The 24,969-nt window shown below is 56.8% G+C and carries 23 protein-coding genes and 1 pseudogene; 9 read left to right on the top strand and 15 right to left on the bottom strand.

Features of this window, described 5'->3' with window-relative positions; translation table 11 throughout:
* Positions 1-288 precede the first annotated feature (288 nt).
* The 15 genes and pseudogenes from C6558_RS31940 to C6558_RS31875 form a co-directional block, all read right to left on the bottom strand.
* Positions 289-816 carry a GNAT family N-acetyltransferase gene (locus C6558_RS31940; RefSeq protein ID WP_107028162.1) on the bottom strand — a complete coding sequence of 176 codons (528 nt, stop codon included), beginning with the start codon at positions 814-816 and terminating at the stop codon, positions 289-291.
* Positions 813-1,091 (bottom strand): DUF1778 domain-containing protein, encoded by a 279-nt coding sequence (locus C6558_RS31935; RefSeq protein WP_107028161.1) that lies wholly within the window; start codon positions 1,089-1,091, stop codon positions 813-815. Before C6558_RS31935 ends, C6558_RS31940 begins: the two co-directional genes overlap by 4 nt.
* 508 nt (positions 1,092-1,599) lie before the next feature.
* The gene (locus tag C6558_RS31930) at positions 1,600-1,878 is read right to left on the bottom strand and encodes a hypothetical protein (RefSeq protein ID WP_107028160.1); all 279 of its coding nucleotides are present in this window, start codon (positions 1,876-1,878) and stop codon (positions 1,600-1,602) included.
* A gap of 990 nt (positions 1,879-2,868) precedes the next feature.
* Positions 2,869-3,111, bottom strand: a complete 243-nt coding sequence (locus C6558_RS39780) for a hypothetical protein (RefSeq protein ID WP_146160927.1) — start codon at positions 3,109-3,111, stop codon at positions 2,869-2,871.
* Between the two features lie 170 nt (positions 3,112-3,281).
* Positions 3,282-3,576: pseudogene (locus C6558_RS31925) on the bottom strand (IS5/IS1182 family transposase); the annotation flags it as partial.
* A complete protein-coding gene (locus C6558_RS31920; RefSeq protein WP_158268972.1) occupies positions 3,561-4,508 on the bottom strand; it encodes an amidase in 948 nt (315 codons plus the stop codon). The pseudogene C6558_RS31925 and the gene C6558_RS31920, both read right to left, overlap by 16 nt.
* A 296-nt stretch (positions 4,509-4,804) precedes the next feature.
* Positions 4,805-5,173 carry an XRE family transcriptional regulator gene (locus C6558_RS31915; RefSeq protein WP_107028158.1) on the bottom strand — a complete coding sequence of 123 codons (369 nt, stop codon included), beginning with the start codon at positions 5,171-5,173 and terminating at the stop codon, positions 4,805-4,807.
* Entirely contained in the window at positions 5,173-5,538 is a 366-nt protein-coding gene (locus tag C6558_RS31910; RefSeq protein ID WP_107028157.1) for a type II toxin-antitoxin system RelE/ParE family toxin, read from the bottom strand. Before C6558_RS31910 ends, C6558_RS31915 begins: the two co-directional genes overlap by 1 nt.
* A gap of 470 nt (positions 5,539-6,008) precedes the next feature.
* A complete protein-coding gene (locus C6558_RS31905; protein WP_158268971.1) occupies positions 6,009-7,313 on the bottom strand; it encodes an amidase in 1,305 nt (434 codons plus the stop codon).
* A gap of 18 nt (positions 7,314-7,331) precedes the next feature.
* Positions 7,332-8,516: a substrate-binding protein gene (locus tag C6558_RS31900; protein WP_158268970.1), complete on the bottom strand. Its 1,185-nt coding sequence runs from the start codon at positions 8,514-8,516 to the stop codon at positions 7,332-7,334.
* A gap of 37 nt (positions 8,517-8,553) precedes the next feature.
* Positions 8,554-9,249 (bottom strand): ABC transporter ATP-binding protein, encoded by a 696-nt coding sequence (locus tag C6558_RS31895; protein WP_107028154.1) that lies wholly within the window; start codon positions 9,247-9,249, stop codon positions 8,554-8,556.
* Complete coding sequence (locus C6558_RS31890) at positions 9,249-9,959, bottom strand: ABC transporter ATP-binding protein (RefSeq protein ID WP_107028153.1); 711 nt, start codon at positions 9,957-9,959, stop codon at positions 9,249-9,251. The genes C6558_RS31895 and C6558_RS31890 overlap by 1 nt, the downstream gene beginning before the upstream one ends.
* Positions 9,956-10,978 carry a branched-chain amino acid ABC transporter permease gene (locus C6558_RS31885; RefSeq protein ID WP_107028152.1) on the bottom strand — a complete coding sequence of 341 codons (1,023 nt, stop codon included), beginning with the start codon at positions 10,976-10,978 and terminating at the stop codon, positions 9,956-9,958. Before C6558_RS31885 ends, C6558_RS31890 begins: the two co-directional genes overlap by 4 nt.
* Positions 10,975-11,823, bottom strand: a complete 849-nt coding sequence (locus C6558_RS31880) for a branched-chain amino acid ABC transporter permease (RefSeq protein WP_107028151.1) — start codon at positions 11,821-11,823, stop codon at positions 10,975-10,977. Before C6558_RS31880 ends, C6558_RS31885 begins: the two co-directional genes overlap by 4 nt.
* Entirely contained in the window at positions 11,823-13,247 is a 1,425-nt protein-coding gene (locus C6558_RS31875) for an amidase (RefSeq protein WP_107028150.1), read from the bottom strand. Before C6558_RS31875 ends, C6558_RS31880 begins: the two co-directional genes overlap by 1 nt.
* Before the next feature lie 130 nt (positions 13,248-13,377).
* On the opposite strand from C6558_RS31875, the gene C6558_RS31870 reads away from it, so the two are divergent.
* From C6558_RS31870 to C6558_RS40540, 9 genes are all read left to right on the top strand, one after another.
* Positions 13,378-14,310 (top strand): LysR family transcriptional regulator, encoded by a 933-nt coding sequence (locus C6558_RS31870; protein ID WP_371412316.1) that lies wholly within the window; start codon positions 13,378-13,380, stop codon positions 14,308-14,310.
* Between the two features lie 1,378 nt (positions 14,311-15,688).
* Complete coding sequence (locus C6558_RS31865; protein ID WP_107028149.1) at positions 15,689-16,258, top strand: hypothetical protein; 570 nt, start codon at positions 15,689-15,691, stop codon at positions 16,256-16,258.
* 891 nt (positions 16,259-17,149) lie between these two features.
* Positions 17,150-17,872: a hypothetical protein gene (locus tag C6558_RS31860; protein ID WP_107028148.1), complete on the top strand. Its 723-nt coding sequence runs from the start codon at positions 17,150-17,152 to the stop codon at positions 17,870-17,872.
* A 1,444-nt stretch (positions 17,873-19,316) separates the two neighbouring features.
* Positions 19,317-19,712 (top strand): SyrB-like regulator, encoded by a 396-nt coding sequence (locus tag C6558_RS31850; RefSeq protein ID WP_107028147.1) that lies wholly within the window; start codon positions 19,317-19,319, stop codon positions 19,710-19,712.
* A 377-nt stretch (positions 19,713-20,089) separates the two neighbouring features.
* Positions 20,090-20,671 (top strand): hypothetical protein, encoded by a 582-nt coding sequence (locus C6558_RS31845; RefSeq protein WP_107028146.1) that lies wholly within the window; start codon positions 20,090-20,092, stop codon positions 20,669-20,671.
* Between the two features lie 1,053 nt (positions 20,672-21,724).
* Positions 21,725-21,985 carry a CopG family ribbon-helix-helix protein gene (locus C6558_RS31840; protein WP_107028145.1) on the top strand — a complete coding sequence of 87 codons (261 nt, stop codon included), beginning with the start codon at positions 21,725-21,727 and terminating at the stop codon, positions 21,983-21,985.
* Positions 21,982-22,275 (top strand): type II toxin-antitoxin system RelE/ParE family toxin, encoded by a 294-nt coding sequence (locus C6558_RS31835; protein WP_107028144.1) that lies wholly within the window; start codon positions 21,982-21,984, stop codon positions 22,273-22,275. Before C6558_RS31840 ends, C6558_RS31835 begins: the two co-directional genes overlap by 4 nt.
* 576 nt (positions 22,276-22,851) lie before the next feature.
* Positions 22,852-24,369 (top strand): Fic family protein, encoded by a 1,518-nt coding sequence (locus tag C6558_RS31830; RefSeq protein ID WP_107028143.1) that lies wholly within the window; start codon positions 22,852-22,854, stop codon positions 24,367-24,369.
* Between the two features lie 143 nt (positions 24,370-24,512).
* Positions 24,513-24,969 (top strand): hypothetical protein (locus C6558_RS40540; protein WP_210205723.1); only part of this gene is annotated, 457 nt, incomplete at its 3' end.

Genomic DNA, 24,969 nt, shown 5'->3' with positions numbered 1-24,969 from the left:
AGGATAAGCCTTCTGCCAGGAGATCGTGCCAGGCATTGCAAATTAGGCGCGGTCGCTGGATTTGAAGCACTCCAGGACCTTCGAGATCTCAAACGCTTTTGGACAAGGAAACGGTGTGCGTGCAGGTGCGGTCGGGTCGGCCATCGGATTTGCTGTTGCTCAACCTCCCTTGAATGCGGCGCGCCTGCAGTCCCTCGATGTAGAGCTCGGTCCTGTCGGCGCGAGCGTGGGTTGAGTACAGCGCACGTTTCAAGCGCCGGCCGACCCTCCATACAGGTTTGAACACCGTCAAAGAAGATCGTTACGCTTGAGTTCGGCGGCGAAGGTGGCGAGCGGCATGACAAGTGTGAGCGGCTGATTCTCCAGCGGCTCGGCCCCGTAGCTGGCGTACCACTGGGCCGCGCGCTCGCCCTTTGCGTCGATAATCAGCAGCACGCCGCCGGCCTCGGACGCGATCCGCAGGCAGCGAAGCGCCGCGGCCGCGAGGAGCTGGCCGCCCAAACCATGGCCCGCCACGGAGACATCGGTTGCGATCCGAGCCAGCTTGAACCCAGAAACTTCGTGCTGGGCCAGCCCCTTCGTCATCAACGCCGGCACGCCTGCGTGCGCCACAGAGGAGGGGGCGACAGTGTAAAATCCCAGCACTCGATTAGGCGTAGATACGTCGATGGCGCAGAAGGTTTTTGAGGCGTTCTGTTCGTGGCTCTGGCGCGCGTAGCGTCGGAAAAAGTCATTCATCGCCGGATCGCCACTATCGAAGGACTGGCGATCATGCGATTTTGCGATGGCTTCTTCTCTCCAGGACGGCAGCGTCATAGAGTGTCAGGCAACGCCGCTATCGATGCCCGCAGCTTCGCGTTGGGCTTAGGTGGATTTTCCAGAAGTTCGAGCACACGCGCATGGTCGCGCGCCGTCAGGCGAACGACCTCAGCCGCCTCGATCACGGCTTCGGCTTCACGCAAGGCGGTCTGCGTAACAAAGTTGGTCAGGTCAGTGTTGCGCAGCGCGGCAGCGCGCACCAGCTTGGCCTTCGTTTCCGGTGAAACCCGCAAATTCATGCGCTTGTTGTCGTCTACGGCAGCCTGAGGCATCCCCGTACTCCTAGTAAATCTCACTTGTTCAAGATGTAAGCGATTGCGCCCAGATTTTCAAGGCGTGCGTCTTGATGGCGTACAATATCCGTCCCGACACCTCCCGGAAAAAGGGGGAGGCTGATGGCGATAGATTCCAATCGGCTGAATGCGCTTGATCGAGTCGGATTATCTGCAGCGCGCATGACCAACCGATGAAACCAAGCACCTCTACCTGAGCGTGAATTCGCTGATAGAGCGAGAGGCGACATATCCATCCTTGCCACCTCGCCAAAGGCTCAAGTCGCGAAGCGCTGCGACGGTGGTCGAGGCAATTTTATATATTGTCTTTATATATTGTCCCTGGCGTACCAAACATGGCGGTCCTGAGGCCGACCAAGTCAACTGGGCTAAAGGAACTGGAGGCGGAGAATGCCCGGCTCCAATGCGCTTTTCCGACCTCACTCAGACAAGATGATCCTGGCGAAGGCTTGCCAAGAGAACCCTGCAAGCCTCGCCCGTCGCCCATCTACGTATTGGGATTTGCGTCATCTTCTGCATGTCCGAAATTGGCGCTCGCGAAGAAATCATCTAAGATACTCCTCATAATTTCGACAATCTCAATTTCCTTGAAGTAGCTCAGCGTATTGTCGCTGTGCGCATTATCTATATCTTTTCGAACATGATTTAATAGCATACCCACATCAGGCTTTTCACCGCTCACCCAATATTCTATAGCGCGCTTAGATAACATATGAAATACTATAAATTTGCAGAATATCGATATATGCTGGGAATCGTTGTTCAATTATTATATTTCCTTTATTACTAATATGATTAAATATCCAAGCCAATAGCTGAAAACCAAGACCCGGCGCATTTCAAATATATTTTTCATTGATTCCGATGATACGGCTAGATATAAATGCCTTACATATATATTTACTCTATTACGCGTACCTCATGTACCGGCCCCGGAACAAGCGTGCAAGCAACCCTCGACGCCGATTGCCCTTTATGGACACATCTCCTGCGATGTGTCCCCGTAAACCGGCTTCATCTTCGGCCCGATGTGGTTCAATCTCCTTGAGAGGGAAATTGGTATGCGCCGCTACGAATTAAGTGGCGGAAAGCGGTCCACTATCCAGCCGGCCCTCTCCAAACAACAGCCGTGGATCTGCACAAGGTTGACGATCTTCGTGTGATCATTGGCATTCTTTGGCGCTGCAGGACTATTCATCCCGGCATGCGGAGCCACGACGTTATTGTGCGGGCACGACAACCAAAAAGGGGATCTCCGTCTGGCACAAAGCTACCGCCGGGCACCGACTTCTTACCGCGGTTTCAAAGCGTTACGGCGATCTTTTGATGATCGGTTGATCCCGCGTTAGCCAAGGTTTAGCAGCGTGGTGCTGGAGCAAAAAGTGGCGTCCTAGATCCTTACTTGGACGGCCTGGCGCCGCCTGCAAAATCCTGGCAATCATTGGAACTCGGCCGAACGTTACGTCAATAAAAGCTACAAACCGACTTGCAACCCGGAGTAACGTCCCGTACCGATAGGTAAGCACAGCACCACCGCTATCGGCTTTGCGTTTCAGTTCCAGCGTTTGCACAGCGGTCTGGCCAAGATGTTCAGGCAACAGGCGATCCGGTTGATCGCCGACTCTCGGGCAGCGGAACACACCCCTTATAGGCGTATCATCCCCTGCCGACACATATTGAAATGGCCAACTCTTTGGAAAGTCCGTTGAAAGAGCCACCTCGGTCTTCTTAGACCGAGGGCGTTCACTTCATGGCTCTACCCCCGACCGGGAGATCGCTCGCGCGCCCTTTCCTCCAGCCGACGCTCAGACCGGGCCACCTCAACAATCCCCCCGGCAAATTCCTTAGCGGAACGATCGAGACTAACCATATTAGGCGTCACAAGATGAGCAAGACCCGGACCTAATTTTGCTTTGAGCCTTTCCGTATCCTCTTGATGAGCTTGGGTAAGCTCAAGCCTTCTTGCAAGCTTATTTTCAGTATATTCATCACCAACCATCAACGTATCCTTCCGTTTTCATCACTAGTATTGTAGAATGTCCGCCATACGTTATGCAACATGTAAAGTGTTTCATTTGCAATGGATATATTACATTATATTTTTCAGCCCGGCAGTCGGGACACGACTCTGAAATACTCGCTTAGTCTAGGGGCTGAAACAAAAAGACCTCAACAACATCTGTCTCTTGCGAGTCGCCATGTGAGCATGCGGATATGGGCGCTGCGATCCATGCCTCAGCGGAGGCGATCGTTTTCTCCCAATCCTTGGCCACTCTACGGCATCGACCGTGCCCGGCAAAGGCCGGCTCCAGCGGCGCGGCAGCACGGTAAAGCCGTTGGCCTTGTCGGAACGCTTGTCGATTTCAATCATCCACCTGCCGAACTTCGCCAATCTCCCTTCAACTTGTCGCTCGCACAGCCGCATGCAGGACCTCCCCAAGATCGCTACTACGTGGCCTGCCCAGACGCCTTGCCCCAGGTTGGCGAGGCGAGAACAACCCTTGATGGCCATCGCCTGCCGTGATCAACGCCGGCACCTAGCGCGCGCGGAACTCCAGCATGTTTGCAAAAAGTGAGAATTCGGTTCTCCTCGCCATTCCGCCCGACAATCTGCAACCCGCCGCACACCGTGTTCTCCTCCCGCATCGGCATCACCAGCGCCGGGTGGCCCGTGTGATTGAAGAGGCAGGTCTGCCTGACCATCGCCAGCGTGAAATCTAGCGATTGTCCGGCTGCAACGAGTTCAGTGGCGTCCCTACGGGGTTTCGATACCGAAAGAGCCGGCGTTAAAATCAAATCCACCTCGTCAAGCACGCGATCCACTTCAGATGTGAACCGGACACGGTTTTCGCAGGCCTCGATATAGTCGGAGGCCGGCATCTGCCAAGCAAGGTCAAACCATTGCCGAGCCATGGCCGGGTAGTGAGGAACAGCCTCAGGGAAATGAGCCCGATGGTAGGCCACGCCCTCGAGGAAGAAGATACTACCATGCATTTGCAGTACGTCATGCAGACGTGGCAAGGAAACCTTGCGCACGTCCACACCGGCGCGCCGCATGTCATCCAGGGCCGCGGCAAACGCTTCGGTGACTGGGTAATCGGCTTCCTCAACCCAGCGCGGGTCAAAGCCGACGGAAGCGACCGGTTTTCCCTCCTTGCCTCCATTGGAAAGTGCATCCCACATCAACCGTACATCCTCTACGGTCCTTGCCATCGGACCGACGTGATCAAGCGAGGGAATGAGGGGGTAGATTCCTTCCATGGACAGCCTGCCGAAGCTCGGCTTAAGGCCGACAGTGCCGCAGCACGCAGACGGGATACGGATCGAGCCTCCCGTATCCGTTCCCAGCGCACCGAGACAATAGCCGGCCGCAAGCGTACAGTCGCTTACCTGCACCGATTCAGCCCGGTTCGGATGCCGCGATTTGCGACGGGAAGGATCCACCGCCGCGTGAGGGACTAGGGCGGTAGCTTACCCAATTGAATTTAATGAGCAATTTTGGGTATTATCTACCGCATCAGCCACCGACGGACCTCCCCGCGGGACGCGCCGTGGGAAGACATCGGCGTTTGCATCCGACGTCGTTCTTGAGCGCTTACTGACAGTCAATTGTCGTGTGTAACGTCGTTGCAGGCAGCGGCGGCGTGCAGAAAACGGAGCGGATCGCAGTCCGCTGCCATCCTCATCATGTGCTAAGCTGCAAGACGGCGGGAGCGGCTCTGCCTTCGTGGAACTTCCGAAAAAATCTTTTCGCCGATACCTGCCAAACGAACAGGAGCATGGTCCTTGAACTTAACGACCAACTCTAGCTCTCCACCGAGAGCTTCCACGTAATCCCGGAGCGTTGAAAGAAGAAAATCAGAGCGCTTTTCAATCTGCGCAACCGAAACCTGCTTCTTACCCATCTTCTGTCCGATATGCTCTTGCGTCAGGTCGAGCGCTTTCCGCAGCTTTTGAAGCGTGTCATATTCCTCGAGCAATTCCTTAGCCCGTAGGTCGGACGCCTCGATCATCTCGGGAGTCATCGTTTCGGCAAAAACGTCTTTTGCTGATTTAGCCATCACTCTTTCTCCTTCTTCTCCAACTCTTTTAAATGCGCCTTGTAACGCTTATCAGCAGTGTTGATCAGTTTCTTATAAAACTTCTTTTCATTCGTACCCGACTTGTCTCCGGCGACAAGAATAACGGCTTTTCTCTCCGGATCGAATGCAAATGCGGCCCTCCAAACTCCATCAGCTGCATCAAACCGAAGCTCCTTCATGTTTGCGTAGTCCGAACCATTAAGGGTATCAGCCCGTGGTCGTCCAAGCTCAGGTCCACGATCCTCGAGAAGCAAGACCATTGCTCGCAGTTCGATCTTTACCTCTTTGTCGAACTCCTTGAACTCCTCAGCGAAGTCATCATCAAACACCACATTCCACGTCATTGGATATAGCTTCCACCTTATATAATGTCAACCCTATAAAAACGGCCCTTGCGCAGCACTATATTGCTACGCAACCACTGATTAAAGAACCCTGTCAATACATCCGAAGTTTGCTCGCGAATTGGATATGGCGGATCGCCCGATGAGTTTTCCTCCAAGCCGCGCGGGGCGGTTGGCCTGTTTTTAGCGCCTGCGCTGGCCCGAAACTGAGGGCCAGGCATCAGCGCGCTGTCGTATCGCATGAGTCCCTGATTGCAGGATCTTGCTCTAGTTAAACAGCGGACAGGGCGGGCGAGGGCAAATGTTCGCCACCAGCCAAAGCGTCAGGCAGAAGATACATGCGGTTGGCTCAAAGCCACAACCTTCAGCCGGAATGTGTCGAGGAGGACATCAAGGTCCTCGATCTCAACGTGCCCACGCTCTTCCGGGTCCACGTGATGGCCGTCCTCTCCCGTGATCAACGCCGGCACCTAGCGCGCGCGGAACTCCAGCATGTTTGCAAAAGTGAGAATTCGGTTCTCCTCGCCATTCCGCCCGACAATCTGCAACCCGCCGCACACCGTGTTCTCCTCCCGCATCGGCATCACCAGCGCCGGGTGGCCCGTGTGATTGAAGAGGCAGGTCTGCCTGACCATCGCCAGCGTGAAATCAAGCGATTGTCCGGCTACAAGGAGTTCAGTCGCATCCCTACGGGGTTTCGATACCGAAAGAGCCGGCGTTAGAATCAAATCCACATCGCCAAGCACACGATCCACTTCACGTGTGAACCGGACACGGTTTTCGCAGGCCTCGATATAGTCGGAGGCCGGCATTTGCCAGGCGAGGTCGAACCATTGCCGGGCCATGGCCGGGTAGTGGGGAACAGCCTCGGGGAAATGGGCCCGATGGTAGGCCACTCCCTCGAGGAAGAAGATCCTACCATGCATTTGCAGTACGTCATGCAGGCGTGGCAAAGAGACCTTGCGCACATCCACACCGGCGCGCCGCATGTCATCCAGGGCCGCGGCAAACGCATCAGCGACGGGATGATCGGCTTCCTCAACCCAGCGCGGGTCAAAGCCGACGGAAGCGACCGGTTTTCCCTCCTTGCCTCCATTGGAAAGTGCATCCCACATCAATCGTACATCCTCTACGGTCCTTGCCATCGGACCGACATGGTCGAGCGAGGGAATGAGCGGGTATATTCCTTCCATGGGCAGCCTGCCGAAGCTCGGCTTAAGGCCGACAGTGCCGCAGCATGCAGACGGGATGCGGATCGAGCCTCCCGTATCCGTTCCCAGCGCACCGAGACAATAGCCGGCTGCAAGGGCCGCAGCCGAACCTCCGCTCGATCCGCCGACGGTCAAGGTTGCATCGCACGGATGGGTGACTTCAGCTGTCCGCACACCGAAGGCGCCGGGATCGGAAACCGAAACCCCAAGGATAATCGCCCCGAGTTCCCGCAGCCGCCTCACAACCGGCGCATCGGCAGCTGGAACATGGCCCGCACGGAATGGAAGGCCGGCGGAGCATGCCATACCCGCCGTATCGCAATTCTCCTTGACGATGACCGGCATGCCGGCAAGAGGCGCTAATGATCCACCAGCCTCCAACCGAATATCCATAGCTCGTGCTGCCTCAAGAGCCTCATCCGCCGCTACCGATCGGACAGCACCGATGACGGAATTGCTGTCCGCTATGATTGAAAGGAAGCGCGATGTCAGCGCCTCTACGCTGACATCGCGCCTTGTGATGGCAACACGCGCCGCCGTCATGCTCGATAGGAGGTCATCCATGCTCTTATCGGCCATGGCTCAGAGCTTGCATTGGGCAACCTCGGGATCGATCTGGCCGAAATTCTCCAAAATCTCCCATTGGCCCTTGTCGTTTCCGCGCGCCAGCAGGCTGTTCGATCGCATGACGTTGTTGGCGGCGAAGTTCACCTTGCCCTGGGGCGCGTCGAATTCGACGGAGCGGAAGGCTGCCCTGACGGCCTCGGTCTCGGTCGTTCCGGCCCTTTCGACGGCAGCCTTGTAGAGATAGACGGCATCATAGGCGGCCTCGCTGATCGCATTGATAGGCTTGTCGGCGCCATACATGTCGGCATAGGCCAACTTGAAGGCGGTGTTCCGTTCGCTTTCCAGTCCCATAAAATAGGCCTGGTTGGAAAGCGTTCCGGCGGTCAGTTCGGGATGGAAGAATGAGAAGGATTCGTCCAGGCCGTTTGAGAATAGCTGCTGCTTAAAACCGAAGCTCTTATATTGCTTCAGACAGGTGATGAGATCGTTGCCGGCGACCATCACCCAGACGAAATCCGGCTTGGCGGCCTTCAGGCGGTCGAAGACGGGACCGAAGTCCTGTGTCCCGAACGGCAGGAACTCGGCGCCAAGCACCTTGCCACCCTTCGCTTCGAGCGCGACCTGCACTTCCTCCGCACTCCTTCGCGGCCAGACGTAATCCGAGCCGATGATGTAGGTCGTCTTCCCTTCATTGGCCGTCAGCCATTCGACGGACGGGACAATCTGCTGGTTCGGCACCTGCCCCGTCGAGAAGAAGTAGGGTTCGCAGACGTCGCCTTCATAGTAGGTCGTATACATCAGGAGTTTCTTCGCCGGCGTCGTGACGCTGCGCGCAGCAACATGGGTGAGGCTTGCGATCAGCCCGATGATGGCGTCAACCTCATCGTCATTCACCAGCTTGCGCGCCTTGTCGATTGCGCCACGCGTGGTCGTCTGGTCGTCCTCGACGGTCACCTCCACCTGACGCCCGGCAATACCGCCCGCATTGTTGATTTCGCTGATCGCTAGGTTGAAGCAGTTGAGCTGGGTTTCCCCGAGGATAGTTTCCAAACCCGTCAATCCGGAGAGGAAACCGAGCTTTATCGGACCTTCCTGGGCGCGCAATATGCTGGGCATCCCAAGTGACAGGGAGGCGGCCGCGGCTGCGCCCGCACCGAATGTCTTGAGGGCCGTGCGGCGTGTAATCAACGTTGAAGTCATGTCATTCCCCTTTCTTTGTTGTTGCTCTTGTTGCGCTTCAGACGGACAGATACCGCTGAAGCATTTCTTCATTTTCCAGTTCGGCGGGAGGTCCGCCATGGACGATCTCGCCTTTAACCATAATGACGAAACGATCTGCAGCGGCCTTCACAAGTTCGAGGTTCTGCTCAACCATCAGGACGCAGATCTTCCGGCTCGTGACGAGTTCACGCAGGAACAGAGCGATGTCGTGAACGATGTTGGGCTGTATGCCTTCGGAAGGTTCGTCGAGCAGCAGAACCTGCGGATCACCGCACATGGCCCGCGAGATGGCGAGCTGCTGTTTCTGGCCGCCAGACATGGTACCGGCAAGCTGCCGCCGACGCTCGGCGAGGATCGGGAACCGCTCGTATACGTAGTCAGGGATTGCCGTGCTCGACGCACTGGCACGCAGTCCTATCTTAAGGTTCTCTTCGACGGTGAGTTTGTCGAAAATGCCCCGTCCCTGTGGGACATAGCCGATACCGGCTCTTGCGATGTTGTAGGTTGGCATTCCCGTAATGACACGATCCGTCAGGCAAACATCTCCGCCAGTTGCCGGAACGAGGTTCATGATGGTCTTCATCAGTGTCGTCTTGCCGACGCCGTTGCGACCCAATAGGGCCACGACCTCGCCTTCGCTGACGTGCAGACCAACGCCATTCAGGATCTGGGCCGAGCCGTAGGCCGATGTGAGTGCATTAACCTTCAACATCAGTGCCGCCCCAGATAAACGTCGCGAACGGTTTCATTGCTTTCGATGTCCTCGAAGGACCCCGATGCAATCACCGCGCCGTGGTGAAGAACGATGGTGCGCGCATCGAGCTCGCGCACGAATGCCATGTCATGCTCGATGACGATCACCGTCACCTGCCCACGCAATTGCCGGAGGAACCGGGCTGTGTCGCGTGTCTCATCAACCGACAGGCCCGCCGTCGGTTCGTCGAGAAGCAGTACTTTCGGCTTCATGGCGAGCGCCATGCCGATTTCCAGCCATTGCTTACGCCCGTGCGGCAAGTCGGCGCCGCGAACGTTCCGCTCGGCACGCAGATGAACCTTGTCTATCAGCGCTTCCAGTTTACCATCATGCATCGCGCTACCTCCGGCGAGCATTAGGTTTTCCGCCACCGAAAGGCTCTCGAACACACTCGGCACCTGAAACTTGCGGGCGATTCCGAGCGCCGCGATCTTCTCGGGTGCCAGTCCGTTGATGACTTTGTCTGCGAACAGGATCCTGCCTTCGCTGACGGGAAGCGTGCCACAGATCATGTTGAGAAGCGTGCTCTTGCCCGCGCCGTTCGGTCCGATCGCGCAGATCAGTTCGCCGGGCATGAAGGTTTCTGAAATGCCGTTGATCGCGGAGAAGCTTCCGAAGCGCTTCTTGACGTTCTCAAGTTTGAGAACAGGAATGGCCGTCGTGCTCATGGCGACACTCCTCCTTTTTTCGAGCGATCAAACCTGTCGAGAAGGAAGGCCGGGATGCCTTTTGGGAATACGAGAACGAGAAGAATGAAGAAGGACCCGATCGCCAGCGGCCATGCCGCCACGCTGATTGAACTGATCTTCTGCTGCAACTGCCAGACGACAAACGTGCCGATGATGGCTCCGGTCAGCGTTCCGCTGCCGCCGACCGCCACCCAGATGATGACTTCGGTCGATAGGAGGAGCGCGATCTGGTCCGGCGCGACGAAGCCGGTGCAGCTTGCGTAGAGCGCCCCGGCCAGGCCGGCCAGCGCTGCAGAACAGACGAACGTCAGAAGCAGGATGCGCTGGGTTGGATAGCCAAGCGTGCGGACTTTCGTCTCGTTATCCTGGATTGCCGTGAGCAGCAGACCGAGGCGGCCATGCATCAGCCGCAGCGCCGTCAGGAGGCTGGCTGCAAGAATGCCGAGCGTCAGGAAATAAGAGGCAAGCGTTCCGGAGAAATCGAGATTGAAGATTGAGAAGGGCGCCACGCCAATGAGGCCGGAGTCACCGCCGGTCACACTGGACCAGCCGATTGCGATCTGGTTGGCAATCAACGTCAGGGCAAGTGTCACGATCGTAAAATAGGCACCGCGGACACCACCGTAGAGAATGAAGTAGCCAACACAGAGCGCCACCAGAACGGCGAGAGCGACCCCGAACACCAGGCCGACGAGGCTGATCCATTGCGGATCGATCCCGAACCGGGTCGAGGCTATAGCCATGCCGTAGGCGCCAAGGCCGAAGAAGGTGGCATGGCCGAAGCTCAGGATGCCGGTGCGCCCCCAGAAAATGTCGAGGCTCAAGGCAAACAGGCCAAGCAGCATAATGTCGCGATAGGTGGACAGCGTATAGCTCTTGACGAAGAGGGGGAGGACGGCCAGGGCGGCCAATATGACGAGCGCGATGATCGTCGAGGGGCGTAGGGCCGGTTTTCGACGGCGCAGCGTCGCCAGGCTTGTGAGTTGATTCACGCTCATGCCGGCAGCACCCCATTTGGACGGAAACGCAGAATGACGATTGCGAGCCCGAGCACGAGAGCCTGGGCGACGGTGGTCGGTATCTGGTAGGAAAGTGCGGTTTCGAGGCCGCCGATGAAAGTGCTTCCGGCCGCAACGCCGGCGACGCTCCCTGCTCCTCCCACCAAAACCACGAAGAAGGAGCGTGCCAGGTAGTTCACGCCCATATAAGCCGTGACAGCGGTCATCGGTGCGAGAAGAACCCCCGCCAGAGCCGCGAGCGCGGCGCCTGAGGCGAACGCCCGCGCATTGACCTTTTCCACATTGACGCCCATCACTTTGGCCATGTCGCCGCTCTGGATCGCCGCCCTGATATTGAGCCCGAAGCTAGTCGTCCTGAACAGGATGATAGTTGCGGTGAAGATTGCCAGCACGAAGGCGATCAAGAACAACCGGTAGGTAGGATAGGTCGCGCCGAAGAGATCTACTGCCCCATCGAATGGACCTGTCACACGCTGGGGCGCGGCGCCGAACGTAAGGACGAGAAGTTGCTGGATGATAAGACTAAGGCCCCAGGTCACGAGGATCGCGTGCAGCGGACTTTCATAGACGCGGGCGATCAGCACGCGCTCGAGAACAAGCCCGATACAGTATCCGACAACCGGCCCGACAATCAGTGCCAGCCAGAAGCTGCCGCCGGCTGCCTGCACCGCCACGAGCGTGAAGGCGCCGATCGTAACGAATTCGCCATGCGCGAGGTTGATGACGTTCATCAGCCCGAAGATAATGGCCAGTCCTATTGAGACGATCAAAAGGATGCCGATCAGGGTCATCATGTTGAGGAGGAAAGGGATCGTGGCTTCCATCACGCTTTGCCTCCCGCCACAGTTGGCCATTTCCCGGCGCGCCCGATGAAGTGCTGCGGATACATCTCTTCAAAGGTGAGAGCGGCACTGAGAACCTCAGTATCTGCGCCACGCGCGCCAATGATCTGCAGGCCGATCGGCAGGCCATCCTGTGTGAACCCGCAGGGTACCGAGCAGGCCGGTTGCTGACTGAGGTTGATTGGAAAGCTGAAGGAGGACCATTCGACCCAGCTTTTCGCCGCGCTACCCGGCGGGGTGTCGTGCCCGGCTTCAAAGGGCGGTATCGGGACAGTGGGTGAAATGACAAAATCGAGGTCTGCAAGCAGGGCGTCCATGGCGGCTCCATATTGGCTGCGCCGAACCTCCGCGCTCATGCGCTCGACACCGCCGTAGCTTTGCCCAATGCGGGCGGCTTCCAGAAAACCGGGGTCAAGCACGGAAAGATCGACCGGATCGATCGAAGACAGCCGGTTTGCCGCGCCAACGTACCAATGGCGATAGAATATCTCCAGCAACGCATCTTGATAGGGCAGGACTATTTCGACAACGCGTGCCCCAGCGGACTCGAGGTCCGCCAGCACGGCTTCGACCGCCGCCGCAACGACAGGATCGACCGCATCGACGCAAGGCGTCTTCCAGTGGCCAATTCGCTTGCCGGCCCAATCGATGGGCGCGGCAGAAACGGAAGGAAACTGCGTCGGCGGTTGGGTCCAGTCGCGCAGATCCCGTCCGGACATGACATCTAGCATCAGTGCGCTATCCGCGACGGTTCGTGTCATCGGGCCGATATGCGCGACTGTGCCGAAAGAACTCGGAGGATTGGCCGCGACACGTCCATAGGTCGGCTTGTGTCCGACGATACCGGTGAAAGACGCTGGAATGCGGATCGAACCGCCGCCGTCTGTTCCCAGATGCAGCACCCCCGCACCACAAGCCGCCGCGACGGCAGCACCGCCTGACGAGCCACCCGGTGTCCTTGCGCTGTCCCAAGGATTGCGAGTGATTCCGAAAGCCGGACTATCGGTCAGCGCCTTCCAGCCATATTCCGGCGTGGTTGTCTGGCCGATAAAGACGGCGCCCGCCTTGCGCAGACGCGCAACGGACGGCGCGTCCAGACGTCCCTGCGAAGCGTTGGTCGTGTGGCTGCCGTAACGCACGGCCCAGCCATCGACAAGAACAATGTCCTTCAGCGTGGTCGGAACGCCATCGATGGGAGACAACGGCCTGTTCGCTAGCCAGCGCGCTTCGGACGCCCTCGCTGCGACAAACGCTCCTTCGGCATCGAGGAAAGTGAAAGGATTGAAGCGGTCCTGGATCTGTCCGGCGCGGTCAAGTGCCGCTTCGGCAACCTCGACGGGGGACAGTTCGTGCCGCCGATATGCTGCCGCAAGGGCGGCGCTGTCCATACGACATAGCTCCGGCATTCTCGACGCCGTTGCGAGAGGTTTTTGTTCGCTGCTCAATTTCGTTCCCTTTGTATGTTTTGTGCCACTATGCACAAAAGAAAAAGATATATAAAATGCAAAATATGATCATAATTGTTACATAATATGTATGATGAAGTTGACACTCAGACAGCTCCACTACATCTCCGTCGTCGCCGAAAGCGGCTCAATCGCCGCGGCCGCGCGCGAGTGCAGGATTGCGCAGTCCTCCATCCTTGCGGCGCTGGAGCAGGCCGAGATCGAGATGGGTGCGCGACTGTTCGATCGGCGACCATCGCGCGGCGTCGTTGCCACACCAGCGGGCGAACGATTCCTCGCCTCGGCCCGCCGGCTGCTCGCCGCCGAAGCGGAGTTCGAAAGGACGATGGACAGGCATAATCATGTCATGCCGCCCGTCCTACGCATCGGCTGCTTCGAACCGTTCGGTGCCCTGTTCATGCCTGAATTGCTCCGGCGTTTCACGGAAGGCACCGATATTGAAGTCCAGCTTTTCGAGGGAGAACAGCCCCAGCTCCTCGCCTGGCTCGAAGCCAGCATGGTCGATGCGATCGTCACCTATGATATAGGTACAGGGCTTCCGGAAGATTCAGCTGTGCTCGCCCGTGTGCCGCCACATGCGCTCATGCATGTTTCCGACCCGTTGGCACATCAAACTGCCGTCAGCCTCGCCGATCTCGTGCAAAAACCTTTCGTACTGCTCGACCTACCGCAGACTTCGGCTTACTTGCTGACCCTGTTCGACATCGCCACCGGACAGCGTCCGAAGGTCGCTTTTCGCACACGCAGTTACGACACCGTCCGCGCCGCCGTTGCCTGTGGGTTCGGATTTTCGATCCTGAACATGCGCCCCGTGGGACGCGGTAGCCCCGACAGCGAGGAGCTTATCCGCAAACCTTTGATGGGCGAACTGCCGGTACCCCAATTGATGATCGCGGATCGTTACGGCACAGCAAAGCCTGCTTTCCTGTGGCGCTTCACTAAATTGGCTCACGAATTCTTCGCAAACATTGGGCCACAACATTTCACCGTCACCGCCTCCTGACCGCAGATTCGCCTGAAGAAACGGAAACCGGGGAACATGTTTTGGAGATGCTCAGCCTGAAAACAAACGTCACGGAACCCACTCACAATTAAAGCTTATTTTTTTGCCTGATCAGATAGGTGCCGGAGACAACATCACATCCCGGCAAAGAACAATTGCAGGCATACCTTGCACGTCCGTAGCAGCGATCTTGGACGCCGTGTGTGAGGGTGTCGCCAACAGACCAGTTCCGAGCCTTTTCCTTATGGCGTCGTCGCCGGCGACGACATGTCGGACAATGATCTAGACAACGGACTCGTCGCCGAAGAGAGGACCTCGCCGAGGTGGTGGCAGTATCAGAAAGGTGCTCAGAGGCCGGCATAGAAGTTGAACCTGGTCCAAAGCGTTATCGGGCTTACTTCGAAGAAGTCCGCCGCCTCTCCGAAGGGGAGGGCCATGGACGTCAAAGGCGAAACGATCGTGCTTTCAGGACGCCGTCCCGCCCCGAAGACGTCTAACAATAAGATGCTCCAGATCGGATTGATCTTTAAAAGCTCGCATTTGGAAGTTTTGGAGCGGAATTCCCGAGTGGGGTAGAAACTTACGGGTATGGATATTTACTTTTGAACGCTTACACAAACTTACAAAGATTACGCCGGCTTATATCCTGCCTCACTGCCACATGACTAATCCTGCCTCACTGCCACATGACTAATCCTGCCTCACTGCCACATGACTAATCCTGCGCCTGGTCCGCCATTCTCATTCGCGAAAAAGATGACAAATCAGCAGGTGCACTGACACTGCGCTCAGCCTCCGCACCTCGGAGCGACCGAACGCCAAGCGTTTGGCGAATGCCAACCGGCCCCACGCATTTGCAAATACGAAGTCGCTTAAGACCATGTCAGCCAATCACCACGCCACCTGACACGGAGATTGCTCATGCGATGGAGCGACACGTCAGCTTGGTTGAGGGATTTTCACACAATCAGGCCACATTTGCAGATACGAGCCCCTTTCATCTCGCTTGCATGCACGAGGGCCGCGCGGCCTTCCTCTTGCAGTTAGCCTCAAACAAGCAGCGGTAAGCACTCAGCCGCCCCTTAGGGGAAGCCCGGCAAGCTCGGCCCAGGATGACGTGTCCTTGCCCTTTTCGTGGTCCGAAGTGATCCATTCATTGGTCGAGCACCGCGCCCGCGCTCAAGGATCCACGGTGACCTGAAACCGAGATGAAAGGGGCGAACAATACGAGGTGGGGCAGAAGCTTGCCTCGGACAAAAGTCCCGCGTCTGTTGGCTATATAAGAGCGGCCGTCGCCTGCTTCTCACTTGCTCTCAACCAACCTTTTTCATTCATCTCTTCATCTGCTCGCCGCTACAACGACCGGAACTAGCCACCAATGGAGGACTTCAATGCGCCCGGCGCAGCCGCTGTTAACCTCGACAAACTACCAATTGCGGCGCTGAAACACATATTCAGCGAGGCGGTCAATCAAGACGACAAGCTCGCAGCTTTCTATGAAATCGATTACCTGCGCGCCAATGAGAGGTTCAAAGAACTGATTGCGACCGATCCGACAATTCGGTCCAATTACGAAACGCTTCAGGGGGATGCACAAGCCGCCCGTACACAAATCGCCAAGGATGAAGCGGGCAGTGCGGATAAGAGTAGCACTGCAGATGAAATCATCGCCCGTCATGACGCGGTGGAAAGGGTCAACGAACGGATCGGGGGCGCTATCATCTGGCAGGCATTCCTACTGGGCGCCAAAAACGGCATTGAGCAGCTTAAGAACGCCAACGAACAGGAAGGCGCACAGGCTGCCGGCAACGCCGGCAGGCGCAATCCCGATCATCGCCTCCGGGACGCCGTCACGGCGCTAATCGACCACATCAGGGACACCAACGGGGAGCAAGCCGCGGAGGGCCAGGTCGTAGTCGGTATGGCTACCCCTAGCGACCAGAAATAACCGGGCTCAGCGAGATCGCTGGATCGATCTCTTTTCGTTTTGGAAACCAGATAGCGTTTTACCACTTCCTTTGTTTCAGAAAACAAGAACGCGTTTGCTAGTTGACCATTTTCATTTCTTTGCCGCTACCTTGATCAAGCGCACACGCAAGTGCCCCCTCGCGACAATCCGCGGGACTTGAGTAATCACCTGGCCTGTCCCGTGAACCGGCGAACTTGCCGGGATAAAGGCAAATCTAGACACTGGATGTCCCTTCGACGCAGCTAGGCTCCCCTCGGTACACAGACACTTGCTTCAGCCGCCTTGCCTCGGAGTGACCGGACGCCAAGCCCTCGCGAGAATTGTTGGCGCATGCCAACCGGCCCCACGTAATTGCAAATACGAGGTCGCTTAAGACCATGTCAGCCAATCATTAAGCCACCGGGCACGAAAAATTGCTCATGGGATGGAGCGACACGTCAGCTTGAAACCGGATGACAATCCTTCCGGCCTCCTGGCGGCACAATTAATCAGCGCCTTGAGGGCTGTGCTCTTGGCACGAAAAAGAATAGGCGAGGATCGGAAACAACGTCCAATCGCAACGCTGTGTTGCCTCCTGACGCGGGCCCAGTTTCGGCCGCTGCGGAAATTGGCTCAGCCGGGACGCGTCAGCTGGAGCCAGCGCACCCAATCACCCCTGCTTGGCATCGCGGATCCAAAACTTGGATTTGTCAACACGGAGCAAAGACCCGCCGCGCCAGGGCAAGAAAAGTCTATAAAGCCCATGATTGCCCACCAGCTGAGAAACGCCAGTTCCCAGAAGACCAGACGGGCCGCACAAGCACAGCGCTCGCACCCTCCACCTTCGCATTCCCGATAAAACCGATCCCTTGGCGTGCAACACCGTTCGGCATGTGTTCATCACAAATTCCTGGGGCGGGACGCGCCGAAGACGTTAACGACAACGAACTAGACGATGCGAACGACGACCCAGCCCCGCCGACCAAACCGCTATATCAATCCTTCTTCCGCATGCTGGCCGACCAAACCAGCCTGGCCGGCAGCACGCTTGACAGCTACAAAGTAGTTTTGAATGCGCTTGAGCAATGGCTCGAAGATAATCCTCAGGATGATAATGCTCAGGAACGAACCTTGGCTCAGATCCTCACCGCTCGTGGTGACGCCGCGCACGACCAGACCCTTCAGCAATGCAAACTCGACCTTGAAGACAACGACAAGACGACACACCTCTTCTTGGTAGTCAACACTGTCCGGCAGGTCGTCAAGGCGGAGGACTATCGTCTCATCGACAGCCTGTTGGCCAAGATCTCCGCAAAGTTCAACACCGACTGTTACAAGGTGGCTTTGACGGCGCTTGCGGACTGGATGGCACAAAATCCTCAGGACCAAACCTTGGCTCAGATCCTCGCCAAAGTTGGCCGCGTGGATGACAACGACGAGATCTTGCTAGAATGCAAACGCCACCTTGAAGCCTGCGGAATGACTGATGCGGCCACCTACCTCATCCCAGCCGTCAACGCTGTCCGGCCCGTCAACACCGATCGCGGCAACCTGCCCGAACCGGACTTCTCGCACGACTTTCCTTTGTTCTCAGTAGTCCCACGCATCAGATAGTTGAACAAATTCATTCTTTTGCCCACGCGCTTGATCATCAACTGCACATGCAAGTGACACCCCTTGCGACAATCCGCGGCAACTTGAGGAGACAATCACCTGATCTGTCACATGAACGAGCACGTGATCCCGCGCGGTAGATAAAGACGACTGCAATTATCGAGAACTCTTTGGGAAAAGCCGTTTGCTTGCGCGCCCTCGAAAGAAGCGATGGGAAGGCGAAGCAAAAAAAATCGGAAATAATTACACTCGTCTCTATCCTGCCATCCTTATCGGTCGTGTGTCTGCTGGCTCTTTTCGCCATCGTCGTTTCTTCTACTAGGTGTTCTTTCTGATATGACACGCCGCTGCTTTTGGGCTTGGAGTTCCGATGCGCCTTGCACCCCTCCGCGCTCTGTGACGGGTGTTCCGGCTGAACTTTGGTAGCGCTCGAACCGTCGCGGCGCAATTTACCATCGGACTACGGAGCATCGTTCCAGGCATTCGAGCGCGGACCGACCGTCGCATGATCGGCGTGGCCACAGGCAAGATATCGTGCGTCGTTGAGGGGCTGCATCGGTCCTCATGCGCCAGGGCGGAACTCGTATCCAGATCGCGTCTGTCACCGCATGGGTACACTTCAACTAGCGTTCATCTGTTCACTGGTGCGTTCTCGGACGATGTCAATCAGCATCCGAACTTCACCCTGTTTGGAGTGCGCCCCTGAGGATGGACGGTGATCAGGCCGCTGTTTTGCTAGTCTGCCGGACGTGTTGATCCCCGATCTGCTGCGGGCTCAGATAGCCGAGCGCTGAATGAAGTCTGCGTGTTGTAAATCTCGTCATGAAGTGGGGAAGGTGTTCGGTCACCTCTTCTAATGTTTCATAGGCTATTGGATAGACCGCTTCGACCGGAAAGGTGGTGGAGTGGCGCGGCAGCGGGATGGCAGGGCCGGGCTCTGCATCTGCTATCCCGTGCGCTACGCCGACGACTTCGTGGTGATAGTGTTGGGTACGGAGGAAGATGCCATCCGGAGAAATCCGCACTGGCCGAATACCTTCGCCTGACCACGGGCCTCGAACTGTCGCCGGAAAAGACAAGCATTACGGCTGCGATGGAGGGATTCGAATTCCTTGGCTTCCACGTCACGCCTGACTTTGCCACGTCTTTCTGGAGAGCTGGGCGCATAACGAAAGTTGCACGTCCGGTTCGGTGAAGGTTGCGCTGGTTTCCCCCCTATGGAGCAGCCAGCGAGGTCGATGAACCAGTGCTCGGCCCAATGTTTCGTCGCATCGGCCCTTTGTCCACTCAAACCCGAGAACCGTCACTGTCAGCCCCGACGATCTAGGCACCATCGTGATCTATTGAACGTTAGGTTCGATTGACGAAGTAGCGCCATTCAGTCCGATTATTGACTCTGATCTTTTCCCGTTCGAAAAAGGCATACACTTGAGAGGGAAAAATCATGGCAGATGAAAACAATATCGAACTGACGGAGACGACGGCGCCGGCAGAGTTGCCGCCGAAGAAGCGTCGGGGGCCACGGCCGAAGAACGTCGCTTCCGAAACAACCGCTGAAGCACCGGGGGCGAACGTCGCCCAGCCAGCAAGGGGACGCAGGAAACGCTCAGAAAAGTCGGAGGACGCCCCGGCCCCTACTACGACAAAGGCAAAGAATACCGCCAAAGGCGCCGGAAAAACACAGACCCCAAAGCCCGCGACCGAGCCTCCGGCTCCAGTTTTCGACGATATCGCAGATCTTCTTCAGCTTGAGGAAGAAAATGCACGGCTCCGCAAGGCCTTGGCCGAGAAACTGCGTGCTGAGAACGCCGATCTGCGCAAGCGACTTGGTCTTGCTTGATCATTCGGTGAAGGGCCAATCGAATTACCCGATGGGCCCTCGCCATCGCGTTTTTGCGGGCGTTGCAAGGCGACCGAGTAATGATGGCGGTGCGATTGCTCGAATTGGCAGCGGACTATGAAATTACCGTGGAAATATCTCGTCGAACTGACGTCTCTGGGTGGACGGGCAAGCCACGTTCATCTTGCGCTCTCTTTTAGGTATTCCGTGTCGGATATGCGTTCCGACATGAAGTAAACACGAAACGATGGCGAGTGGTTTGCGAGATCGCTGCTATCTCGTACACTGTCTTGGTGAATCAGTCACCGGACTTGCGTAGAGAGCCCGCTCTCGGTGCTTATCATCATCGATGGCGCCGCCTGCTTGAGGAAAGCATGATGAAATCACCATGGAAACTCTTTTCGGAGTTCATCACCCGTCGAGACCCGCAGGGGGAACCCCCTCTAAGTGACGAGGAATACAAACAAACTGCGAGTGATGATCGCCCCACGGAAGAGTTGCGACCGTCAGCAGAACCTGCGCTTAGCGCCGCGTCGGTGGATTTCGGCTCGCTCAGGCAATCAACCGCCTCACACGGATCTATTGGCGCTTTAACGGAAACTGCCGCCGACCCGAACGAACTGGAGGTTCGTGTCAAATCGGATAAGGAAACGAGTGCGAACATCCAGTTGGCGGAGCCATCGCAACAACGTGGCAAAGCAATTGCACCAACGGTCGACCTGAAGCGGAGCCGAAAAGCCACCCGAAGCTCCCGCATACATCTTGGGCACCATGGATTGAATGCGTCAACAAATGGTTCCGTCGCCGGTCTGCAGGATCCAATGCCGGTGCAGACCTTCCGCGATGAGGTAGTCGGGTTGGACGATGACATCCGGAAATTGAGGTTGGAGCTCTCCCAGAAGCTCGCCATACAGAACCTTCAGCTAAAGAAGATGCTGTCGCGTTTCGATATCCAGTAAGACATCCGCGATTCTAAACGGCATTTTGTGGTGGAGATCGGAAATCAAATCATCGTGTCGACGCGAAGTTGGCCGACGATCTCTCGAACGAGCGACTTGTGGAAAGCGATAGCACAGTCTTACGCCGAGGTGCGGTCCTTTTGCCGCCGAGAGTCTCTCCTCACGTTCCTTTAGTGACTGCGAGGCGAGGTGAGTCGTCCGCGAAGATGAGTGCAGAAGAGACTTCTGTCGCCGGGACCGGGTTGTAGGCATGCAGAAACCTTGATCGATTATTCCGGCAGAACGAAATCGCGCAAAAGCAATGGCCTCTTTCTACCCCCAGAGCCGAGGAGTTGCTCGATCTTCGCCTCTCGGGTCCCCAAAAATGTCCCGGCCCCGTCAACAGATCTTCCCCATGCGCCGGGCCAGATTTCGCGCAGATACGCAGCCGGCGTTTCAAACAGGGAGTGGTTCGCGCGTGCTGAAATGCGGCCCATGCTTCGTCACACAACCGCAACCATTGGGATTGATGGGTCACCTCAAGGGGCCTAACAACTGGCCTCTCGGCATTAGTTTCATTCCCCAAACGTCCTACTGCGGTTCAGTGCTCGGCGTGCGGCGATGGGTTCACCGTCGATTGGCCGTGGGAGATTGCGGGACCCTCTGGCAATCGTCGAAATGGCCAGGGCAGTTCCAAAGAGTGCGGTTTCGGCAATGAAGCTGGGTGAGCGAGTGAAGGCGATGCCCTATTCGGCATAGGAACCCGACCTTCGGAGTTCGAACCTGCTGTTGCATACTTCTTTTGCAGGCGTTTGTTGCTTTTTGCCCGAGAAGGAGTTGCAACATCTTTTACCAGTATTGCAGCGGCGAGAGAGCCGAGTGTTGCTTTTAATACCTCGCTGAACTGGGGTAGCATGCCTCTCTAGGCTCGCGCATGCGAGGCCGTTCACGCGGAGATCGTCACCAAAGACGCCGGTGCGATGGCTGTCATAAGGGGAATGCCAGCCAAGCCTTGACCCGCAACCGGCGCGCCGTGCTATAATGTGTACATGTAAACACAACGGAGAGTATAGCATGAGTGCGACGATGACGATCCGTGTCTCGGAAGACACCCTGGCCAAGCTGACAAGGATCGCCGAAGGGACGAAGCGCAGCAAATCCTTCCTCGCGGGGGAGGCGGTCTCGGCCTATGTCGAGCGCGAGCTTGCCATCATTGAAGGCATCCAGCGCGGGCTAGCCGACGTGGCGGCTGGCCGCGTCGTCCCGCACGAGCAAGCGATGGCTGAAGCGCGCCAGATCATTGCGGAAGCACGGCGCAAGAAAGCGCAAGGATGAGGCGAGTTGTCTGGTCGGCTGACGCACACCGCGACTATCTCAACATTCTCGCCTACATCGCTGACGATAATGCGAATGCAGCCGAGCGGGTCGTTGACGCCATCGAGGATGCGGGCAACAGGCTCAGTGAGTTCGCCACCGGCTGGCCGGGGCGCGTGACTGGCACTTACGAGAAGGTAGTGACGGGCTTGCCCTACTTAATCGCTTACGCGCTGACGGATGAGGCAGTAGTGATCGTCCGCGTCATCCATGCGGCCCGCCACTGGCAGGAGGAGGAGTGGCCGTACTAACGCAACACGGCAAACCGCAGCATCGGCAGTTTTCCACAGTCGTGGAAAATGCGGTTTCAGGCTGAAACGCAACAGCCAACAAACCGCCTAGATGTTCCAAAGAGTGCGGTTTAGGCTCTGTAGCTGAGTGAGTGAGTATATCGATGGCCCAACAATAAAGGCGTTCTTGCAGCGTCATACCTGGCCTGACTGTTGCACTACGATTTTCGCCCTGTTTGTTGCTTTGATTCCAGACCGGATTCGCAACACAGGTGGGCGGTGTAGCACGGACCATTTATATTAGCCTTTGTTGCTTTCTTCATGGCTGCAAAGCCTATGACGTCTACCGCTTTTCCTACTACCGCCTGCGACAAGGGGGTGATCGGCGTAGAATGTTCGGCGCTGATGACAATCTCGAATTTTCTCGAATACGTTTTTCGACGATGAGGCAATTTTGCATCGCGTTTTTTCACGCACGAATGCGTTTTTGAAGGTGCTCGTCAGGAAATGCTTGGCCGTATAGCGTTTTTCGACGGCGGCAGGTAAATTAAAACGAATCTGAACAAGCGAAAGCGTTTTTGAACGGGCGGGTTCAACATGAGCGAATTCCCAGTCGGACAGAATTGGCTGAAGACGCGTCTGGGCTTGGATTGCCCTGCGCCAGCCGTCGAGTCCTGGTGCGGCCAGACGTCTCGGAAAACATATGTAGAAGAGGGGAGAGTCATTGAAAAGTACCCCCTTGTCTATGCTCCCGAAGAGAGCATTGCGGGAAACCTTAAATTCGCTCTGAAGAATGAAACACTCGACATCGGCGTCATCGCCCAGACCATGAACAAGGTCGATCCGGCAGAGATCGAAGCCTGGGTCAAAGCCGAGCCAAAAGGTGCCTTCGCCCGGCGGGCATGGTTTCTCTATGAGTGGTTCACTGGAGCACGACTTTCTCTGCCAGACGCGGGTACCGTGAACTACGTCCATGCGCTGGACGAAAAGAAAAACATCGGTGCGGCCGGCAGATTCTCACAACGCCACAAGGTTGTCGACAACATGCTCGGCGTGCCGGGACTATGCGTCACCGTACGTCCCACGAGGCTGATAGCCGATGCAAGAGCATCGGAAATCAACAGGCAGGCTCAAGACATCGTGAACGATTGCGATCCAGCACTCCTTACCAGAGCGATTCAGTACCTGTTCACTAAGGAGACGAAATCTTCCTTTGAGATCGAGCGCGAAGAGCCCAGCGCGCAGAGAGCAGAACGCTTCGTTACCGCGCTAAGGAATACCGCGGCTTTCGACCCGGCGAGCAAACGCGATCTCGTCGAGTTGCAAAATACGATCGTCGATCCGAGATATGCGGCAAACGATTTCCGCGATTTCCAGAATTTCGTCGGGCAGACGATCGGCCCCGGCTTTGAAAAGGTCCATTTCATCTGCCCCAAACCCGAGGATGTCGGACCGCTGATGGCGGATTGGTCATTACTGACCGAGCGGCTCAGGGGCATGTCGGACCCTGTGGTCGCGGCGACCGTTGTCGCCTTCGCTTTCGTCTACATACATCCGTTCGAAGACGGCAACGGGCGAATACACCGCTTCCTGATCCACAACGTCCTGTCCAGAGAAGGCTTCACCCCTCCCGACTTTCTCTTCCCGGTATCCGCCGCCATCGTCCGTGACGAAAAAGCATACGAGGCCACACTTGATACGTTCTCGCGTCCCGCATTGGAAAGAACGGACTGGGGATGGGACAGGGACCACAACATCGTCGTCAGGAACGACACCGCCCACCTCTATCGATATTTCGATGTCACTCCATCGGTGGAATTCATCTATCAGAAGATCGCCGAGACGGTGCAGAAAGACCTCAAGGAGGAACTCGACTACATCCGTTATTTCGACGCCGGCTACACGGCTTTGACCGATATAATCGATATGCCCAACCGCAGGGCGGCTTTGTTCGTCAAGCTGTGCCTGCAGAACGGCCGCATCTCGAAAAAGAAACGCGGCTTGTTCGCGGAGCTGACTGATGACGAGGTTTCGCATCTGGAAGCCGCTGTGGCGGAAGCAGTTCAGCGCGTGAAGGGTAGTTTGGATTGCGACGCCGAAGACGATGACACCTAGGAACCCTCGGGGCGCCCCCCGAGGTGATCGGCGTTTCCGAACCCGAAGGGAGATCCGGCGTTCCGGTGGGCGTCTCGTATCAGCGTACCGAAGCGAACATGATCGACTCTGCCTGTGATGCGGCGTGGAATATTCAGCGCTGATTGACAGACAGCTCCAGCGAAGGCTTCAGCACATCGCTCCAGATCGTGGCCCAGAAACGTCGAAGGCCGAAGGGACCGGCGCAGACCAATCCGGAAAGAGATTTTGGAAGTGAAGAGAGTGACTGGCATTGGCGCAACGCACGCCAAAACGCAAACACCGCCGTCGGCGATCCGCGTTTGAAAGCAAAACCCAAAGCCGAATGTTACCGGGAAATCCACAACTGCGTAACCGGCGGTTTGGGCGCAAAAAGCAACACTTCCCAAATGGCCGGAAAGTTCCATAAGCTATGTTATCTGATTTTCTCCTGTAGCCGGGTACATTCTATTTTCAAGTGCGACATGCCAATGATTTCAATGGTTTCCCCTTGGAGATTTTGGGATGTCACGAAGCTATTCGCAGCTGAATCTGGCGGATCGTCGCCGCCTCTATCACTTTGTCGAACGCAAGGTGCCGATC

It is taken from the genome of Ensifer sp. NM-2 (assembly GCF_003024455.1).
Lineage (GTDB): Bacteria > Pseudomonadota > Alphaproteobacteria > Rhizobiales > Rhizobiaceae > Ensifer > Ensifer canadensis.
Note: the sequence above shows the minus strand (reverse complement) of the source record. Positions and strands in the feature narration are given on the sequence as shown.